The sequence below is a fragment of the Halopelagius inordinatus genome (assembly GCF_900113245.1).
Classification (GTDB): Archaea; Halobacteriota; Halobacteria; order Halobacteriales; family Haloferacaceae; genus Halopelagius; species Halopelagius inordinatus.
In genome coordinates, this window is the sequence record NZ_FOOQ01000007.1 from 72,827 (window position 1) to 90,406 (window position 17,580).

The following is a 17,580-nucleotide window of genomic DNA, read 5'->3' on the forward strand; positions in this document are numbered from 1 at the left end:
CGTTTATGGAAGGGCGAGGCGTACTGCCAGTATGCCAGTTGAGTCGGTCTGCGGTATGGAAGCCAGCGACTCAAGCGAAATCACCGCCGATTTCGAGGGGACGACGTTCTACTTCTGTTCGTCCGACTGTCGTGATTTCTTCGAAGAGCACCCGAAGCGATTCGTCGACGAGCCACGACCCCACCTCTGTGATGCGAGTGGCGTAATGGTACCGCGCTTGCACTACGGCCGCGCCGTCGGTGAGTTCAACCTGACGGTCGCCGACCCGGAATTGCTGAGCGTCGGTCTCGAGGACGATACCGACCTTCAGTTCGATCTCGAACGGGCGAATAAAGCAGCAGAACGATCGTGATTCCTTAGCGAACTTCGGATACTTCGCTACCGTTTTCGTCGACCGATTCTCGAACCGTCATTTCCAAATCCCGGTCCTCTCGAACCGTCTTGATGAGTGCTTCAAGCAGACTGTTATACGCATTCGGGCGCTCAATCATAGCGACGTGACCGGTACGCTGTAGCCTGCAGAAAACGCTCTCAGGAATCCGCCTCGCGGTTCCGCGTGCCCGCTCGATGGGAACAATACCGTCGGCTGGTCCGTGGATGACGAGCGTTGGGGCATCGACTCGCTCAATATCGAGGCGACCGTCGTACCCCCAGAAGGCCTCGGTGACAGTCGTCCACGCTGAGCGACGGTGGGGAAGTGGGTTCGATTGCAGGAAATCTTCGACAACGGCACGTGACGTCCCTTCGTGGAAGCCTACGCTGTAGGCTAACTGCCGTATGAGCGCGTCGTTCGCGGGAATCTTGTAGAGTTGTAGTGCGAGAAACAGTCGTAAGAGCGGTTTCTCCCACGTGGGTGTTAGGTCGTGGTCACCCCCAGCATGCAAAACGAGCCCGGCCGTCGGGTTGCGCTTCGCGTACTCGATTGCGAGGGCGGTACCATAACTGTGGCCGTGGACGATAGGGCACTCGATGTCGAGTTCATCGAGGAGATTCGCGAGATCGGAAACATGTCCCGAAAGGGTCTGCTCTTGGCGTGTGGTCGATTCTCCGTTGCCGGCGAGCGCGTACGTGACTAGTTTGTGCCTCCCTTTAAAAGCGTCAAGCTGTGGGTACGGATTCCAAAGTGACCCGAGACCACCGTGGACAAATACGATTGCTGGGTCTGGACCAGGAAGATGCAGTGTCTCCAGTGTGACTGATTCTGACACCTGAATGGGTGTCGATTCTGGGACCGACTCTCGAACATCGTCGAACTTGACGTATCCCAGAGGGAAGTCAGATGAGGACATACCGAAACACTTTGTCGAGTGGGATATTCAGGGATTCGGCGCATAGAGCGCATACAGGATGGAAAGCATTCCCGCCGCCGCGACTAGTGCAGCCACGAGACCCGCCTGAAAGATCGATACCTGGAGCAGTTCGAATAGAACTCCTTCGAGGAGCCCGCCGAAGCCAATTAGTGCGAACCCAAGGGCGACGTAGAGCATCAGCTGTGTTCCGTGGCGTTGGTAGCCGCGATAGGCTTGGTACGCGATAACCAGAGCCAACGCGGTCATGAACAACTTGGCGATGACGAATAATGTGTGTTCCATGAATCAGTCTCCTCGCATGTTTTCGAAGATGGATGTAATCCGGTCCGCGGGATCCGGCCGGACATCGATATGGATGTCAAACCCCTCGTCTCGGAGGAGGACTTCGATACGTTCGAGACGTGCCTCATACTCCCGATAGTGCCGACCAGCGGGATCGACGTGCGTGTACTCTTCGAGAAGTCCTTGCTCGACGAGTGTGTTGACGCGACGAGAGACGGTTGGGCGTGACATATCGCATTCCTCGCTGAGTTCTTTTGCAGAGAGTCGGTCCGTGTTCGTCGCCACGAGAATATCGCGAGCGTACTCGTCGTCGAGTGTGGCAAAGACGGCTGGTGGGCTCAACTCCTCAGTCACACTCGCATACTCGTCCTAATGGGGTAAAATAGCCGCCCGGTTTTCTGACTCAGAACACTGGCTCACCGGTATATCGTCTCTCCCTGCGTACTCTCACTCGGTGAAGTAACAATGTCTACGATTCCCTCTGGCGTTAACCAACTTGAGAGCAAGGTCGGTGGCCTGACCGTCGGTGGCCGCGTCCACAGCCTCAGCGCGTGGTTCGTGCTCGCACTCCGCCTCATGATGGGGTATGCGTTCGCGTACTCCGGGTTCACGAAGATAACGGGCGAATTCGCGGCGGGTAGCTACCTCTCGAACGTCGCGGCGACCAACGGCAACCCCCTCGCGGGAATGTTCGCGTGGATGGGTTCGACCCCGTGGTTCGTCGAGTTCGCGAACGTAGCTGTCCCGTGGGGCGAGCTGTTCATCGGTCTCGGACTGCTCGTCGGCGCTGTCGTCCGCCTCGCGGCGTTCTTCGGCGCGCTCATGATGGTCATGTTCTACTTCGGGAACTGGGACATCGCCCACGGCGTCATCAATGGCGACTTCGCGTACATGCTCGTGTTCCTCGCGGTTGCGGCGTTCGGTGCGGGCCGCATCCTCGGGCTCGACAAGTACATCGAACAGTACGAGGTCGGCGGCGAGGCGCTCGTCGAGCGCTACCCCGTCCTCGAGTACATCCTCGGCTAACCACGCCGAACCATTTCAGGAGAAATATACATGACAAACTCAATTCAACCACGCGGTACTCGTTCCCTCGGACTGATCGTCGTCGGTGCGCTGACGGTCGCGGTTATCGGGGGTATGGCCCTGACGCACGCAGCCGTCCCGGACGCGGTGATGTGGGACTGGCACTACGGAATGTGGGACGACGGCCACATGACCGGCTGGGGGCTATGGGGATGGGGCATGATGCTGTTCGGCATCCTCTGGATGGCCCTCATCATTGGTCTACCCATCTATCTCGTCTATTGGCTGGCTACCCGATCTCAGGCTGACGGACCCGCCGAGGATAGAGCCCTCGTGACTCTCCGTGAGCAGTACGCCCGCGGTGAGATCGACGACGAAGAATTCGAACGCCGCCGTGGCCGCCTCGCGGCGAATCGCTAACATACGTCGCTACCGAAGAGGAGAGCTACTACCGACATCCTCCGAGATGGAAATCACACCCATCGCGGATTTTCAGATAATTCATGGACATTGGAGTAGCTGATCTGTACGAGAGAACCTACGCAGGCGCAGACTCTCCAATCTCGATGTACTGATGCTCCCACTCACGGCGAGCTTCGATTTCACGGCGGCCGCGGCGCGTGAGCGTATAGACGTTCGTCCGGCGGTCCTTCTCACCTTTCTCGACGAGGCCTTTCTCGACGAGCGTGTCCAGATTCGGATAGAGCCGGCCGTGGTTGATCTCCTGTTCGTAGTAGTCGTCGAGTTCGGCCTTTACTGCGAGCCCGTGTGGTTCCTCAAGCCCGGCGATCACGTACAAGATATCCCGCTGGAACCCGGTTAGATCGTGCATCCGTCCGTTCCCTATCTTTGAGGGGTGGCATATGTTCTCTCTGGTGCTCGAAGGCCAATATTCGATACGACGAGGCGAGAACCCTGCGTGAGAACTTCGAACCTTTATATAGTGGACAAGAGAAGTCCGCGATGGAATGTCTGACCTAATCGTCAAAGCAGCCGTGAAGGACGCACTCTCGGACCACAACGTCTCGGCAGATTTCTACGATGCCCTCAACGAAGAGGTCGCCGAACTGCTCGACGACGCCGCAGAGCGTGCTGAGGCCAACGACCGGAAAACGGTCCAGCCCCGCGACCTGTAGGCCTGCGTAACGCAGCCAAACCCGGCACTCGAACGTAGCTTTTTGAGGTTCCTGTTCAGAAGTTAGGAAACGGAGATGGCGGACGCACCGGATACCGAACGGCAGGCGGTCGAACCCGATGCGAGAGAGGTCCTTAGCGTGTCCCAGCTGAACGACCGGATCGCGTCGGTCGTTCAGGACACGCGTGCCCTCAACGGCGTCCGCTGTATCGGGGAGGTCACTGATCTCCACCAGAATAGCACGGCGCTCTACTTCACGCTCACCGACGGCCAGGCCGAGCTCCCCTGTATGATCTGGGCGAACCGTTACCGGGAGATGGACGTCGATCTCGAGGACGGGACCGAGGTCATCCTCGAGGGCGATATCGACTACTGGGTCGAGGGTGGGAAGATCGACCTCAAACCGTGGGAAGTGATCGTCGTCGGCGACGGCGACCAGGCGGCTGCCGTCGAACGACTGCGAAGCGAACTCGAAGAGCGTGGCTGGTTCGACGACGAGCAGAAACAGCAACCGCCGGCGTTCCCGGAGCGGGTCGGCGTCGTCACGTCCCTTCGAGGAGACGCCCGGTACGACATCCAGAACGCGATCCACGGACAGGACCCCACCGTTGATATCTTGGTGAAGGACGCGACCGTCCAGGGGTCGGAGGCGCCGACGTCCATCGCGAACGGCATCCATCATCTCGACCGCTCGGAGGACGTCGACGCCATCATCGTCGGCCGCGGCGGTGGGAGTGATTCGAACCTCCAGGCGTTCAACACCGAGCGGGTCGCGGAAGCCATCTTCACCGCGAACACGCCCATCGTCACCGCGATCGGGCACACTGACGACCGGCTAATCGCCGATCAGGTGGCGGATGTCGCAACGATCACGCCGACGGCCGCCGGCGAGTATATCGCGAATTCGCGTGAGGAGTTCCTCGCGAGCGAGATCGAGCCGCTGGAGCAACAGCTTGTTGCCGCGTACGAGACCTTCCAGCAGGACCACGAACACGAACAGGAGCTCGCCGAAGCAGTTGACGAGGCGGCCGCTCCCGAGGGGCTTCCGCCAATCTACTACAAGGCCGCCATCGGTGTGTTGCTGTTGCTGCTGTTGATTATCACTGCGCTGTGGCTGGGGGTGATCTAAGGGTGGCAAACGACAAAGAGATCCACGACCGGCTGACCCGTGTCGAAGAAATCATTGAGCAGCTCGATGCGGACGAGTGTGACCTCGATGAAGGGACAAGGCTCCACGAGGAAGGTCAGGAACTCTTGGCCGAAGTGCGGCAAATTCTCGACAACGGGCGTGGAGAGGTCGTGGAACTCGAGTAGAGCGCCATCCTAGCCTTAACCAACAGACAACGGTATCTAACCCTTTGTTGGTTAACGGTACCTTTGCGAGGTGAACGAGCGCTCCGGTTATAATTTACTTTAGCTTTTTGCGCCAGTTGGTGGCCAGAAAGCATATACCGATCTTCTAGCTATCGCACCACCATGGACCGGGGTTCAACCGGTGCATACCCACCCCGCACATATGATCACACGGGCAGTCACCATCGAAGACATCGATGATCTGTACCTGACGTGGAACAGCCATATCAACGGGTCCGCTCTCTATCGCCGCGCCCTCCGAGATGAGATGAAGCTTCGCGACGTCGACCCCGACGAGCTTCGAGATCTCTTCGAACGGGCCCGCGAACAGGGCTACACGAAAGACGAGATCGTCGACGAGACCAACCGCTACGCTGATCTGAAAGCACTCGTCGACGACGCAGAGGAGTAACCCGCTATGTCACAGGACAATACGCCCTCCGAGACGGCTTCGAATCGCGCTGAAAGCCATCCGACGGCATCGAGTAGGCTTCCCAGGCAAGCTGTGTTCATCGTCGTCGTCCTGAGCCTGTTCGCTGTGGAACCCGCCGCCGCACAGACGAATGCCGTCTGTAGTGCGGACAACCTCCCCAGCATGATCGAGGGCTTCTTCCAGCTTACCACGGCGCTGGGCATTGTCGGCCTCGCAGTCGTGTGGCAGGCTGACTCCCTTATCGAGATGTTCACGATCACGCCCGAGCAGAAGAAGGGCCTCAAGCGGCACAAACGGTCGGCGATGAAATCCGCGGTCGTCCTCGTCGCCCTCGGACCACTCTACACCGTCGCTGGGTCGATGATGAACCTCCCGCTGGCGCAGTGCGTCGACCTCGCCCCCTGGTAGGCGACTACCACCCCCGTCGCGAGCCCCCATGACACAACGAGAGCTCTCCGTGCTAATGGCCGCCCTGTTCGTGACGAGTTTAGTCACGGGTCTCGTTACTGCGAGCCCGCCACGGCCAGGCACGGAGGGGAATGGGCTCACTGAGAATGAATCAGCGACGCTGTGGTCTCGCGACGCGGACAACTACATCAGCCAGGAGGAGTACCAGCAGCGCTACGGCGAGAGCCGGACCGCGATGCACCAACTCGCAAACGGGACGGACATCACGTTCACGCGCCCGCCGGCGACAGCTGCAACGTGGACGCGAAACGATTTCGCTGATCTCGAACCCGGTGGGTCGGATACGTCCGTGCATCCGCGCCACGCGCCGCTCGAAAATGGGGTATTCATCGAGGACGCTCACGCCACAGTGTTCGCAGTGCAGCCGTCGACGCGAGGTCACTTGGAGTCGGGTGAAACCCCGCTCTATATTGCACCGAACGGCACGATGCGTGGGTTCGTTGACTATCGTGTTCGCGTCCCGAACGGAAGTTCTTCAGGGAACACGACGATCGAGTGGTCGCTCGCGAACAACGAGGTCGAGGAGGTTCGATTGCAGAAGGACGGCGAAACCATCGTCGAACGTGATGGCTCGCACACGCCGGCCCTCGACTACCAAATCGAGGATGACTGGAGTGCAAACCTCACGCTCGAAGCCGAGATCAGCGTCCGGTTGAAGAAGACCACGCGAATCGACCGAGGCGACGAGACCGATGTCGAGGTCACGTATCGTACCGAGTCGCTCAACGTCTCGGACTCGATCGCCGTCGAGATCTACGACCTCTCGGCGTACCCCTACTACGCCGAGTATCCCAATGGTGACGCCGGTGTGGCTATCTTCCAGTCCAGACCGTGGCAGGGGTACACGCTGACGGAGAATGGAAGCGCACGAGTGCGTGGCGTCTGGCGGTTCTACACCGCTCGGAACACCAACTGGGATACACTCGTCAGGTCGAACCGGACTGACAGCGCCACCGTCGAGTCTGACGCGATTCCTGTGTACGTCCACGCGTATCCGTCGCGAATCGGCCCGCGTGCTGAACCAGTTCGCGATGGCCCAGAGATCATCGACACCTGGGGCACTGACCGACCGTCTCCGGACGGAACGCTCGGTGAGAACATCAACATCGACATCGTCAACCAGTCGTACACGACAACGTACGGTGTTGCGGTTCGCGCGGAGACCGTCGACCGCAACGCGCTCCAGGTAGCGGGGATCGTACGGGGTGTGAACGCCTCGATTGTGGCACCTGACGCTGGCTCTGAGCGGCAGCTCCGGCGCAGTAATTTGACTGTTGAGGTGCTCCAGCAGAACGAAAGTCAGGCCACACTCCGCATCGAACTCCGGGATAACGAGACCGGCGCACCAATCGTGCTCAGCGATCCCGACCGACGATATCCAATCGGTGGGAACACTCGCAACGGGTACATCACCGTCGCGGAGCAACGCGTCGAGACCAACGCCTCCGGGGTGGCGATCGTGACGATCGACGAGCCGGGCATCTACACGGCTCGGTACCATCCGGGTTCGTGGCTCGGGCACGACCCCGCGTATGTGAGTGCGACGGCAACTGCTCGGTGGCATCCGCTCGGCACCATCGACGGTTGGTTCGCATTCATTTTCGAGGTCGGCTGGCAGCTCATCCCGTTTCTTGTGATGTTCTACGCTGGCAAGCGGCTCCTCCGAATGCTCGGTCCAGAAGACATCTTCCAACGGAACCCATAGTCCATGACTAGAAACCACCCACACATCAGTCGGCGAACCGCCCTCCGAACTGTCGCAGGTGCTGCCCTCATGAGCGTCGCTGGCTGTCTGAACGACAATGGCGGTTCTGGGACGCCTGGTGACGGAACGACCTCTCCAGATGGCAAAGGCCCACTCACGCGTATCGCTGTCGAGGGAACCACACTCGTCGTCGAACTCTCCGGAGAGGCCGACATCGACCAAGTCAATCTTATCCAACCGAACGGCGAGCTATTCGGGAAGCGTGACGTAGCCGCAGGTGCTCAGCAGGTCTCGTTCGAGATCGGCACCGCGTATGCGCCCGGTGAGTATCGCGTACTCGCGTTGAAGGGTGAGGAGACAGTAGTCGAGACCACGACTGAACTGCGTCCAGAGATCCAGATACAGGATGTCGGACTCTATCGGAATAATCCAGATAAGCCGTGGGACGAAGTCTATGGTGAGAGCGAGACAGACCGGATCAAGAATGGCGAGGCATTCGTTACGGTAGAGAACACAGGAAGCGGTCCGGAAGCGATAACTGAACTAATCTTCTCCGGGGACGTTCCCAATCCAATTGAGAACCCCAGAGGCAGTGGAATGCACGAAACCGACCGGGTAGTAGTCTCCCCTGGCGAGACGGCCGACCTGTTCAGTAGTTCGTTTCCGTTCGGCACAGAAACTGAGGACGGGATGGGATGTTCCCCAGACGGGAATAGTGGCCAGTTTACTGTTATCGTTGAGACCCGGGTCGGTGGAAATCAGGTCTCAAGCACCTACAACGTCCAATACACTGGTTCCGACGATATGACTGATTGTGAGGTCACGATCACTGAGGTATAACGATGGTCGATCTCATTGATGTCGTCCTTGAGGGTATCAAGGGCGTCGTTGAGTGGTTTATTGGGCTGTTCATGGACGGTCTCAGATCAGGGTATGAAACTCTGACTGAGGGAATGTTCGGGACACCCACTCCAGAGACGAACGGAGCTTTTGTCTTCGGTGAACCGACCAATGCACCCTGGCCAGCGATTCACGATGCTCTCATCGGCGGCGAAATCATGCTAGTTGCCCTCTTGCTCCTTGTGATGAGCGTTCAGGGCCGTCATACGGTTCGGATCTTCAATATTGGAAGTACCTACGAAGCCCGAAAAACGAAGAAAACGGCCTGGGTCGGTGCTTTTCTAATCATTACGTGGTACTGGATTGGGACTCTCGCGCTCTACCTCGTTGACGGATTCACTATCGCCCTGATGCCGGAGCTTTCCTCGGTTACGGAGGCGATGATTGGATTCTTGGAAGTATCTATCACAAACCCAGGGCTGGGATTATTGTTCGCCGTGATTGGTGGAATCTCGATGTGGGCGTTGGAGGCGCTGTTCTACATCCGGATGATTCTGCTGTATGTCTACCTGTACGGAATGCCGATTGCATTTGCACTGGCCTACGGAAATATTCCGGTCGTATCCGATATCGCGATGGGGTTTTGCAAACGGTTTGTCCCGTTGGCTGTCCTCCCGCTCCCGGCAGCGATGGTCCTCAAGGGGTACGACTTGATCTACGGCGGTGGGACGCTCACGCCAGGAACAGCGTTCCTCAAATATCTCGTCGCTGCGTCCCTCCCGCTGGTCGCCCTCTACATCACGTGGAAGACGTTCAAATACGCGACTCCGCTGACGGCCAAAGTCGTCGGCGGTGCAACGAAAGGCGCAGCACTCGTTGGTGGTGTCGCCGCTGGAGCCTACGTCGGTGGCGCCGGCGTCGCGACGACCGCCGCTCGGTGGGGGCCGAAAGCCGCCGCTGGCCACGCCGTCGCCCAAAAAGCGGCTGCCCGCGGTGGGCATGGAGGAGACGATGGCGGGACGCCATCGTACCGTCGAACAGAGAATGACCCTGGTGGAGCGACAGCGGAATCGGCGAGTGACGACCGTGGGATGGAGTTTGATCGAGGAATCCACTAACAATGTCAGCAGATCAAGACGCGGCCGCACGGCGCATCATGGATCAGTTCGGCGAGGAGAGTCGCATCCCGTATCTCAATATCGAGGAAGGGGACGTCGGCATGCTCATCGCCTTCCCCATTATTGGGCTGTTTATCGCTGGCCTCACCGGGATCGAGTCGCTTGCCCTCCCGTTCGTCGCTGGCGGGCTTGGCTTTGGCGTCGCCGTCATCTACGTCTCACCAACCCACCTGAATGCCTGGACGTGGACGAAAGACGTCTATCGGTACCTCAAACGCCCTCAGGTCACGTTCAGTGCGCCCGCCGACGCCGACACGAGTACCAACGAGTCAGAGCGGAACGAAGGCGGACTCGCGAACTACACGCCGTTCAAGCCGGACGAGCGAACGCAGGACCTCACAAACATCAAGCGGGCGTGGCCGGGCGCTGGCGCGATCCAGCGTGAAGACGGCGCGATGGAGGCGTTCATCGAGATCGATCCGGCCAACATGGATTTCGCGATGTCCGACGACTGGGCGCAGCTGCAGGACGCCGGCGAAGAGTTCGCTAACAAAGAGCTGGACTCGAAGCTCAAACTCCACGCCACAACCCGTTCCTTCCCGGTCGAGCAGATCACCGAGACCATCGAGGATCGACTCACGGACGAAGACGTCACGGAGAACCCGATTTTCCGGGAACTCCTCGAAGAGTACCGGGAGACACGGCCGAAGGAAATGCGTGACCGGGGTATTCAGCAGGTCCGGTACTACATCGGCGTTGAAGTCAGCCCGATAGAGGTCTACGACCGCTTCCGCGACGAGGGCACCCCCGCAGAGAAGCTGACCCAGTTCCCGGTCATCGGCTTCCTGTTCAACCCGTTCGTCACCCGCCGCGAGGACCTCACCGACGTCGAACGTCGTGCGCAGATGTTCGAGAAGCTCGACAGTCGCGTCAACGACGTGCGATCCGAGTTCATCCAGCAGGCGTCGGGGTGGTCCGCACGTCGACTCAGCACGGTCGAGCTGTTCGTTCTGAATATGGACTTTTGGAACGGCCGCGAACACGACTACGACGAGGCAGAACGTGTCGTTCGCGACCAATCGATCATCGGCCACTCGCGCCGGGAGGACCCACACGATGCGTAACGTGATCCTCCAGACTGGTGGTGGCGCGCTTGGCTCCGTCGCCGGGTGGCTCCAGAATCTGACGCCAGCAGAGAGTGCAGTACTTGCCCTTGCAGTGGGTCTCGGCCTTGGCGTCGGCAGTAAGTACCTCTGGGACCGCTTCACTGCGGATGATGAACCAGAGGTAAACTTCACCGATGTCCTCGATGAGGAGACACTCGAAGAAGGCGAGGCCGAACGCAAGCTCCTCGACGACATCTCCGAGTCGCACAAGACCGTCACCGCGCCCGGAGCTGTCGAGTGGGAGACGCGAGCGGCACGGGTCGGCGAACAGTGGACAACGACACTGTACATCGCTAATTATGCCGACTATCCCAACGACGGATATCTGAGTGACCTCTTCGAGATGACCGACGTCCAGTTCGATCTGACGGCCCACATCACGCCGAAAAATCAGGAGCGAGCCCGGAACGAACTACAGGACATCGCTGACGACCTCCAGGTCGATGCTGACCTCGAACAGAGTATCCGGAGCGCCTATCTCCAAGAGCGCGCCAACGAGGCCGCAGCGACGTACAAGGCCGTCGAGAACGGCGCGAACGTCTTCGACCAGGGGATGTTCATCACGGTGCGAGCCGACGAGAAAGACGAGCTCAGAGATGCCGTCCAGACGGTCAAGAGCGCGCTCCGCGACGACCCGGCGAACCTCACGCCGAAGACGGCGATCTGTCGCCAGGATCTCGCCCTCCAGTCCGCCGCGCCCATCGGCGACAACGAGTTCGGGCGGACGTCGATTGCGCTCGGCGGCGCCGTCGGCGCGCTGCTGTCCTCGCCGCACAACGCGACGATTCTCGAGGAAGGCGGGGTGGAGTTCGGGATTCACAAGGACAACCAGAGTCCCGTGGTTATCGACCCGTTCGCGCGGGACAACGGCTACGCGATGTTCACCGTGGGCGACACGGGCTCGGGGAAGTCGTTCAGCTCGAAGCAGAACTTCATCCGTTCGATCGAGCAGAGCAAGGACCGTATCGGCATCATCCTCGAGCCGTTGAACAACTGGGCGGGGGTCTCAGAGGCACTCGATGCCAAGCGAATCACCGTCGGCGGGACGCTCGGGCTGAACCCCTTGGAGATCCGCGAGACGCCCGAACACGTCCAGCGGGCGATGGGCGAGGACGCGAGCCCGTTCAACGAGAAGCTCGACGACGCGATGAGCTTCCTCACGAACTTCTTCGCGCTCCGCGGCATCTCACTGGGAGACCGGCGGACGACGCTCGAACTCGCCCTCAAACGTGCCTACAAGCGTCAGGGCATCACTGACGACATCTCGACGCACGACAATCCGAGTCCGACCATTCGTAATATGATGGACGTGTTCGAGGATATGGTCGACGACCCCGAGGAGTTCGTCGTCCGGTCCGACGAAGAGGCAGGGAAGATCAAGGAGGATGCGACGTGGCTCCTCGACCAGCTCCGCCCCTTCGAGGACGACGGTCGCCACGCCAACCTCGGCCAGGAATCCGACTTCGACATCCGGGACGAGAAGGTCATCTATCTCGACCTCGCCCAGCAGGAGGGAAGCGTCGACAGCAGTACGGCGCTGACCATGCAGCTGCTCATCTCGCTGGTCTACGAGCGAGCGAAGGTCTCGGAGAAGGAGGTCGTGTTCTACATCGACGAGGCCCGCTACATCATGCAGGACGCCGCGAGCCTAGCGTTCCTCGAGACGGTGTTTCGCCACCACCGTCACCACGACCTCTCGATCCGACTGGTCACGCAGACCGTCGACGAGTTCTTCGAGCACGCCGAATCCGAGGCGATTCTGGACCAGTGTGCCGTCAAGCAGTTCCACCGTCTCGACGGGATGGACAAGGAGTGGGCCGACGAGTTCGGTCTGAACTACGCACAGATGCGGTTCGTCCAGGACGCCGTGCCCGGCAACGAGGACGCCGGCTTCTCCGAGGCGCTCGTCGGCGTCGACGGCGAGTGGCGCGGCATCCAGGTCAAAGCGATGCCCAAAGAGAAGCAAGTCATCGACTTCGAGCCAACCGAGCAACGGCGAGACTCACTCCCCGGGACTGGTGAGAACGCCGTGGACGCGGAGGTGCAGGCGTTCCAAGACGATATTGAAAGCCGAGCGACCGACAACGGACAACACACACCTGAGCGGACGCCAACAGAGACTGATGGCGGTGAAACGGGAGGTGACGACGATGCGTGAGTACCTTCGCGTGACGCCAACCTCCGAACGGCTCAATCCGGAGCGTCTGCCGCAGGCACTGGAGAGCCTCCACAAACTGACCTCAACGGACTCGACAGGGCTAGCTGACAAACTCAATCCGCTACATAGCGACACACCGCTACGCTTCGAATTCCTCGCACTGAGCGAGGGGAAAGATGACCCCGTCGAATTCTACTACGGTGCCGACGACCATCTGGATACCCTTGAGAAGCGGCTCCGGTCGGTCTATCCCGAGACGTTCGACATCGAGCGTACCGAGGTCGACATCGCATCCCGACTCGTACAGCCTGTCGAATTCGACCGCGAGACATTCGTCGAGCACTATGGGGCGGGCGACCTCCAGTACGAATTCGACCCTGACGAGCAATACGAACGTGGCACTGACGACAACAAACAATCGGGGCCAGGGGACGCCGAATCAGTCGCGGATGGAGGAACGGTCGGTGACCAGTCTGCCGACCACATCATCGAGATCGGCGATACTGCCCTCGAACTCGCCCCACCAGATGCGATTCCCGAGGATGAGCCACTCACGACGCTTGCCAAACCAACGGTAACATCGGAGGGGACGATACTCGCGCGGCCAGCGACCGAATCCGTCTCCCCACTCGGCGTGCGGTGGCAAGGGTCGGCAACTCGGAAGCAAGACTGGATGACCTCACTCTCGCCATTTACTGCAGACGACGAAGCGGAACTCCCAGCCGTCGATCAGCCAGGAGGTGCGCTCGCGTCGCTCGTCGACCACCTAATGGAGGCGACAGCACCAGTAGCGTTCCAAGTCGTCTTCCAGCGACGCGAGAGCTGGCAGTCCGATGCCGACCTTCGCAAGGAGGACGTCATCGATGGACGAGATACACTCGCACAGGAGATTATTGGCTCTCTCTTCGAACTCGACGATCAGTCGGAGAGCCGGGACAGAAACCAGCTGAGCGACGCGGTTGCAAAACGTGTCGCAGCAATCGAGGCGAAAAATCCGAAGCGCTCGTTCACCGCGAACATCCGAGCAATCGGGATTCCATCCGGTGGTGACGGTCGCGATGATCTCGGTGAGCGAATGCAATCACTGGTCCCGGTATTCGACCCGCTTGACGGGCCGTACTACCAGGTTGCAGCCGAACGAATACGTGACAGCGGCTTGCGGGCAGCCACAAAAGAACGGAACGCACGAGCGGCGCTGCAGCGGCTCTTGGATCGTGAGATCACGACCGGTCGTGGGACGACCCGACCGGAGTTCGTCCTGAGTGGTCGAGAACTCGCGCACTTCGTACTCGTCCCCTCCTCGGAGCAGCTTACTGTCGAGGGGGCACGTGGGACGCGTGCGGAACAGCAGAGTCGGAATCCGTTGCCCCGTCCGCACCAGGACCTTATGGGTGAGTTCCGAGACGGGATGGCAATCGGGTATGCCCTCGACGACACCGGCGAGGCCGAAGACGTGCCGACACACATTCCACCCGGACTGTTGCCCACACATTACGGCCGGTTCGGAACAACCGGCTCTGGGAAATCGAAAGCCCTCATCAACGATATGCTGTCGCTGTACGACAACACCGAGGGTCCGACGATCCTCATCATCCCGAAGAACGACGATATGGCCCAGAATTATATGCGGGCTCACGCGCGTCGGTTCGGAATGACCGACCTCGAAGAGAACGTCGTCCACTTCCCAATCCCGGACGTGCTCCCCGGGTTCTCGTTTTTCGATCTCGAACCGCCGATGGAGAGCGGACGGCGCCGCGAAGACGCCGTCCAACGGAAGGCCGACCACTACGAAGAGATTTTGAAGCTCGTGATGGGAACCGACCGCTACGAGCGGGCGACTGTGGCCCCGACTCTCATCAAGACGCTCATCAAGGCACTGTTCGACGAGGAATACGGGCGTGAAAACGGGCTGTACCGAGCGTCGACGGACTACTTCGCCCACCGACAGCTCGAACACGTCGTCGACCAGCTCTGGGAGGCCGGGCCACCGAACGAGAACATCGGCGACGCCCCACGGTCGAGCGACGAGGAAGTCACGCGGACGATTCGACGGCAGCTCCAGTTAGATCCAAACACCTTCGCGAACGTGATGGGTGGTGTCGGAAACCGCCTTGCGTACATTTCACAGGATACACACCTACGGCAGATCTTCAACAATACCGAGAACCAGTTCGACTTTCGGGATGTCCTCGACGAGGATACGGTCATCCTCTTCGACCTCGGAGACCTCCGCGACGACGCTGCCCGGATCATGACCGGTGTGATCCTGACCAATCTCGATGCAGCTCTCAAGGACCGCAAACAGGCCCTCTCCCAGCACTCGGACGACTACGTCGTGAACTTGCTCGTCGACGAGGCAGCGTCGGTCGTGGTCTCCGACATCATGAATGATCTCCTCGAGAAAGGCCGGGGATTCCGGCTCTCTGTTGGCCTGTCGATGCAGTTCCCCGAACAGATGGAGGCTGAAGGTGGGCGGAAGATCTACCTGAATGCTCTGAACAACATCGGCAGTTCACTCATCGGGAAAATCAACGTCGACCGGGAACTGGCGCGAGCGATGGCCCACGAAGAGATGGATCCCGCGGATTTCGCCAATCGGATTCGTTCGTTGCCACGAGGGGAGTGGATCGCCAGCCTGCCAAGCCCGACGTTCGGTGAAACGGGGCCGTATCCGTTCAGTCTCGAACCACTCCCGATTCCACCGGGCCACCCCGAGAGCGAATCCCCGCTCACAGAGCGTGAAGAGGAGCAGTTCACTGAGACACTCTCCTCGATGCACGAGGACATCAATGACGAACACGGCGTGCCGGCCGCAACAGACGCCTCAACAACGAGAACACCGATCGACGGACACGGGGTGCTCGATATCGGGAGCGATGACCTGGACGTCGCGATTGCGAAGGTGGTTCGGAGTCTGCAGCTTCGAGAGGAGTGCCGCGAGGAGAACGGCTGGGTGGCCGTTGAAGCAGTTGACGACGAACTCAGGCGGCTCTTCGACGACGTCGACGCCGAGCCGCCATCGTATGATGCACTCGCGGACATTCGAGAACGATCACGATACCTCGATACGACCGTCGATATCGACGCCGACGAGCTCCGCATCCGGCTCACTGAAGCCGGAGAGGATATCTCGACACCCGATACTGGTAGCGTGCAGGCCGCTGGTGGGAGTGTCCACGACGCAGCACTCCTCCAGATCGAAGAAGAGCTCACCGCACTCGGCTTCACTGTCTCGATCCTCGCACAGGATGGCAGCGAGAAACCTGACGCGAGGGCGAGCCACCCCGACGTTGCCGACCGATTCGCCATCGAAGTCGAAACGACGACACCCGAGAATCCCGCAAAGGTGCTCACGAATCTCCGGAAAGCCCAAGAAGCAGGGGATATCCCGCTGTTTGTCGTTCGCCCAGGAAACGACGAAACTGAGTGGGCCGAGCGTGTCGACGGCATTCTCACACCACCCGTCCGTACCCTCCAGAATGGTGAGACACGGTTCTACACGACTGACTCGAATCTCACGTTCAACGGTGGAGCGACCGAAGAAGGTGGAGTGACGGCCGTGCGGCCGGCGACCGACGACGAGAACGGGACCCAGAACATCTGGCAGCGTGATGGCGACGAGATCGTCCTTCGTGATGCCAGCGGGACGGAACACATCCGCCTCCCGTCGCTTGAAAAACTCTCGAAGGACCGTGTTCCAGCCATCTACAGCTACGACCACGCTGCCGACGAGTACGTGGTATACGAGCACGGTGAGCAACACATCTACGAGACGAAATCGAAGTTCGAGGACGACTGGGTGCGTATCAAGAAGCCATTTGTCCCCGAAGCCGAACTCCCCGTACCAGACTACACACGTTCGACGTACGGCATCCTTATCCTTCACGATGAGGCGGAATCGGTCGTGTATGAAGACGGCGAGAAGCGGCCACTCTCGGCAATCACTGACGGGTCGCTCCGTCCGGTATCGCCCGAATCAGCGGCCGCTGACGAACCACCCAGTCAGACCGACCAGGCAGATGAGCCGGTCGAAGAGAAGCAGGAAGACCAATCGCCACCGTCGTTCGAATCGTTCGTCGACGAATATCTTGCCGAAGATGCGGATGGAGCCGTGCCGAAAGATGATGTATTCGATCTCTACAACGACTGGGCAGAAGCATATGGAATCGACGATCCGCTGAATAAGAGCTGGTTCACACGGAAGCTCAACACCCACATCGAGGTAGACTCCACGAAGAAGCGAATCGACGGGGAACCCGTCCCGCATTACACTGGTGTCCGCATCCGGTCTGAAGAGGACTTTCAGCCATGAAATGGACGTACACGGTCCAATTCCCGATATCATCGGGACTTCTTGAGACCTGTTCCACCCAAGCTGAATCATGACCTCATCCAATCAAACTCGAAGGTCGGAAATCACCCGACTGCGGCATGTTCCACCCAAATCCTCAATGGGTGGAACACCAACGAACTTGGCGGAATGGGTGGAACACGCTCACGTCCAGCGGTTTGCAACCAGCCATAGTGAGTGTTCCACCCAACAACCAACTAGGATAGAACGGGGGGTCCCCGTTGGGACCAAGGGA

18 protein-coding genes are annotated in these 17,580 nt (G+C 59.6%); 14 read left to right on the forward strand and 4 right to left on the reverse strand.

The features are described from left to right. The first annotated feature begins 55 nt into the window (after window positions 1-55). Window positions 56-352: a YHS domain-containing protein gene (locus BM167_RS16325; RefSeq protein WP_177213398.1), complete on the forward strand. Its 297-nt coding sequence runs from the start codon at window positions 56-58 to the stop codon at window positions 350-352. 4 nt (window positions 353-356) lie between these two features. Here BM167_RS16325 and BM167_RS16330 read toward each other — a convergent pair whose 3' ends face one another. Genes BM167_RS16330 through BM167_RS16340 form a run of 3 tightly spaced genes read right to left on the reverse strand, consistent with a single transcriptional unit; the run spans window position 357 to window position 1,946 of the window. After that, a complete protein-coding gene (locus tag BM167_RS16330; RefSeq protein WP_092893795.1) occupies window positions 357-1,289 on the reverse strand; it encodes an alpha/beta fold hydrolase in 933 nt (310 codons plus the stop codon). Window positions 1,290-1,316: 27 nt separating this feature from the next. Beyond that, the gene (locus tag BM167_RS16335; protein ID WP_092893796.1) at window positions 1,317-1,592 is read right to left on the reverse strand and encodes a DUF7521 family protein; all 276 of its coding nucleotides are present in this window, start codon (window positions 1,590-1,592) and stop codon (window positions 1,317-1,319) included. Between the two features lie 3 nt (window positions 1,593-1,595). After that, window positions 1,596-1,946: an ArsR/SmtB family transcription factor gene (locus BM167_RS16340; RefSeq protein ID WP_092893797.1), complete on the reverse strand. Its 351-nt coding sequence runs from the start codon at window positions 1,944-1,946 to the stop codon at window positions 1,596-1,598. 111 nt (window positions 1,947-2,057) lie between these two features. Between BM167_RS16340 and BM167_RS16345 the strand changes: the two genes are divergently transcribed. Continuing rightward, window positions 2,058-2,618, forward strand: coding sequence for a DoxX family protein (locus BM167_RS16345; RefSeq protein ID WP_092893798.1), 561 nt, complete (start codon window positions 2,058-2,060; stop codon window positions 2,616-2,618). A 30-nt stretch (window positions 2,619-2,648) separates the two neighbouring features. Continuing rightward, on the forward strand, window positions 2,649-3,038 hold the full coding sequence (locus BM167_RS16350) for an SHOCT domain-containing protein (protein ID WP_092893799.1): 390 nt from the start codon (window positions 2,649-2,651) through the stop codon (window positions 3,036-3,038). Between the two features lie 118 nt (window positions 3,039-3,156). Here the strand turns inward: BM167_RS16350 and BM167_RS16355 are convergent, their stop codons facing one another. After that, window positions 3,157-3,450, reverse strand: coding sequence for a PadR family transcriptional regulator (locus BM167_RS16355; RefSeq protein WP_092893800.1), 294 nt, complete (start codon window positions 3,448-3,450; stop codon window positions 3,157-3,159). Between the two features lie 136 nt (window positions 3,451-3,586). Here BM167_RS16355 and BM167_RS16360 point away from each other — a divergent pair, with 136 nt between their 5' ends. The 11 genes from BM167_RS16360 to BM167_RS16410 all read left to right on the forward strand — a co-directional run bounded on the left by BM167_RS16360 (window position 3,587) and on the right by BM167_RS16410 (window position 17,306). Further along, window positions 3,587-3,754: a DNA-binding protein gene (locus BM167_RS16360; protein ID WP_004048632.1), complete on the forward strand. Its 168-nt coding sequence runs from the start codon at window positions 3,587-3,589 to the stop codon at window positions 3,752-3,754. 75 nt (window positions 3,755-3,829) lie between these two features. Then, complete coding sequence (xseA, locus tag BM167_RS16365) at window positions 3,830-4,882, forward strand: exodeoxyribonuclease VII large subunit (protein WP_092893801.1); 1,053 nt, start codon at window positions 3,830-3,832, stop codon at window positions 4,880-4,882. 2 nt (window positions 4,883-4,884) lie between these two features. Beyond that, window positions 4,885-5,067 (forward strand): exodeoxyribonuclease VII small subunit, encoded by a 183-nt coding sequence (xseB, locus tag BM167_RS16370; RefSeq protein ID WP_092893802.1) that lies wholly within the window; start codon window positions 4,885-4,887, stop codon window positions 5,065-5,067. 202 nt (window positions 5,068-5,269) lie between these two features. Next, window positions 5,270-5,518 carry a hypothetical protein gene (locus BM167_RS16375; protein WP_092893803.1) on the forward strand — a complete coding sequence of 83 codons (249 nt, stop codon included), beginning with the start codon at window positions 5,270-5,272 and terminating at the stop codon, window positions 5,516-5,518. 6 nt (window positions 5,519-5,524) lie between these two features. Then, complete coding sequence (locus BM167_RS16380; protein ID WP_092893804.1) at window positions 5,525-5,947, forward strand: DUF7985 family protein; 423 nt, start codon at window positions 5,525-5,527, stop codon at window positions 5,945-5,947. A 28-nt stretch (window positions 5,948-5,975) separates the two neighbouring features. Continuing rightward, window positions 5,976-7,712, forward strand: coding sequence for a DUF8186 domain-containing protein (locus BM167_RS16385; RefSeq protein WP_092893805.1), 1,737 nt, complete (start codon window positions 5,976-5,978; stop codon window positions 7,710-7,712). Window positions 7,713-7,715: 3 nt separating this feature from the next. After that, window positions 7,716-8,552, forward strand: a complete 837-nt coding sequence (locus tag BM167_RS16390) for a hypothetical protein (protein WP_092893806.1) — start codon at window positions 7,716-7,718, stop codon at window positions 8,550-8,552. Window positions 8,553-8,554: 2 nt separating this feature from the next. After that, a complete protein-coding gene (locus BM167_RS16395) occupies window positions 8,555-9,670 on the forward strand; it encodes a TrbL/VirB6 family protein (RefSeq protein WP_092893807.1) in 1,116 nt (371 codons plus the stop codon). A gap of 2 nt (window positions 9,671-9,672) precedes the next feature. Further along, window positions 9,673-10,794, forward strand: a complete 1,122-nt coding sequence (locus tag BM167_RS16400; protein WP_092893808.1) for a TraC-like domain-containing protein — start codon at window positions 9,673-9,675, stop codon at window positions 10,792-10,794. Further along, on the forward strand, window positions 10,787-12,994 hold the full coding sequence (locus BM167_RS16405; protein ID WP_092893809.1) for a VirB4 family type IV secretion system protein: 2,208 nt from the start codon (window positions 10,787-10,789) through the stop codon (window positions 12,992-12,994). The genes BM167_RS16400 and BM167_RS16405 overlap by 8 nt, the downstream gene beginning before the upstream one ends. Then, window positions 12,960-17,306 carry a primase-like DNA-binding domain-containing protein gene (locus BM167_RS16410; protein ID WP_092893810.1) on the forward strand — a complete coding sequence of 1,449 codons (4,347 nt, stop codon included), beginning with the start codon at window positions 12,960-12,962 and terminating at the stop codon, window positions 17,304-17,306. The genes BM167_RS16405 and BM167_RS16410 overlap by 35 nt, the downstream gene beginning before the upstream one ends. Window positions 17,307-17,580 lie beyond the last annotated feature (274 nt).

Excerpts from the sequence above, each read along its gene's own strand:
- BM167_RS16325 (WP_177213398.1), top strand. The coding sequence starts at position 56 with ATGGAAGCCAGCGACTCAAGCGAAATCACCGCCGATTTCGAGGGGACG.
- BM167_RS16330 (WP_092893795.1), bottom strand. The coding sequence starts at position 1,289 with ATGTCCTCATCTGACTTCCCTCTGGGATACGTCAAGTTCGACGATGTT.
- BM167_RS16335 (WP_092893796.1), bottom strand. The coding sequence starts at position 1,592 with ATGGAACACACATTATTCGTCATCGCCAAGTTGTTCATGACCGCGTTG.
- BM167_RS16345 (WP_092893798.1), top strand. The coding sequence starts at position 2,058 with ATGTCTACGATTCCCTCTGGCGTTAACCAACTTGAGAGCAAGGTCGGT.
- BM167_RS16350 (WP_092893799.1), top strand. The coding sequence starts at position 2,649 with ATGACAAACTCAATTCAACCACGCGGTACTCGTTCCCTCGGACTGATC.
- BM167_RS16355 (WP_092893800.1), bottom strand. The coding sequence starts at position 3,450 with ATGCACGATCTAACCGGGTTCCAGCGGGATATCTTGTACGTGATCGCC.
- BM167_RS16360 (WP_004048632.1), top strand. The coding sequence starts at position 3,587 with ATGTCTGACCTAATCGTCAAAGCAGCCGTGAAGGACGCACTCTCGGAC.
- xseA (WP_092893801.1), top strand. The coding sequence starts at position 3,830 with ATGGCGGACGCACCGGATACCGAACGGCAGGCGGTCGAACCCGATGCG.
- BM167_RS16375 (WP_092893803.1), top strand. The coding sequence starts at position 5,270 with ATGATCACACGGGCAGTCACCATCGAAGACATCGATGATCTGTACCTG.
- BM167_RS16380 (WP_092893804.1), top strand. The coding sequence starts at position 5,525 with ATGTCACAGGACAATACGCCCTCCGAGACGGCTTCGAATCGCGCTGAA.
- BM167_RS16385 (WP_092893805.1), top strand. The coding sequence starts at position 5,976 with ATGACACAACGAGAGCTCTCCGTGCTAATGGCCGCCCTGTTCGTGACG.
- BM167_RS16390 (WP_092893806.1), top strand. The coding sequence starts at position 7,716 with ATGACTAGAAACCACCCACACATCAGTCGGCGAACCGCCCTCCGAACT.
- BM167_RS16395 (WP_092893807.1), top strand. The coding sequence starts at position 8,555 with ATGGTCGATCTCATTGATGTCGTCCTTGAGGGTATCAAGGGCGTCGTT.
- BM167_RS16400 (WP_092893808.1), top strand. The coding sequence starts at position 9,673 with ATGTCAGCAGATCAAGACGCGGCCGCACGGCGCATCATGGATCAGTTC.
- BM167_RS16405 (WP_092893809.1), top strand. The coding sequence starts at position 10,787 with ATGCGTAACGTGATCCTCCAGACTGGTGGTGGCGCGCTTGGCTCCGTC.
- BM167_RS16410 (WP_092893810.1), top strand. The coding sequence starts at position 12,960 with ATGGCGGTGAAACGGGAGGTGACGACGATGCGTGAGTACCTTCGCGTG.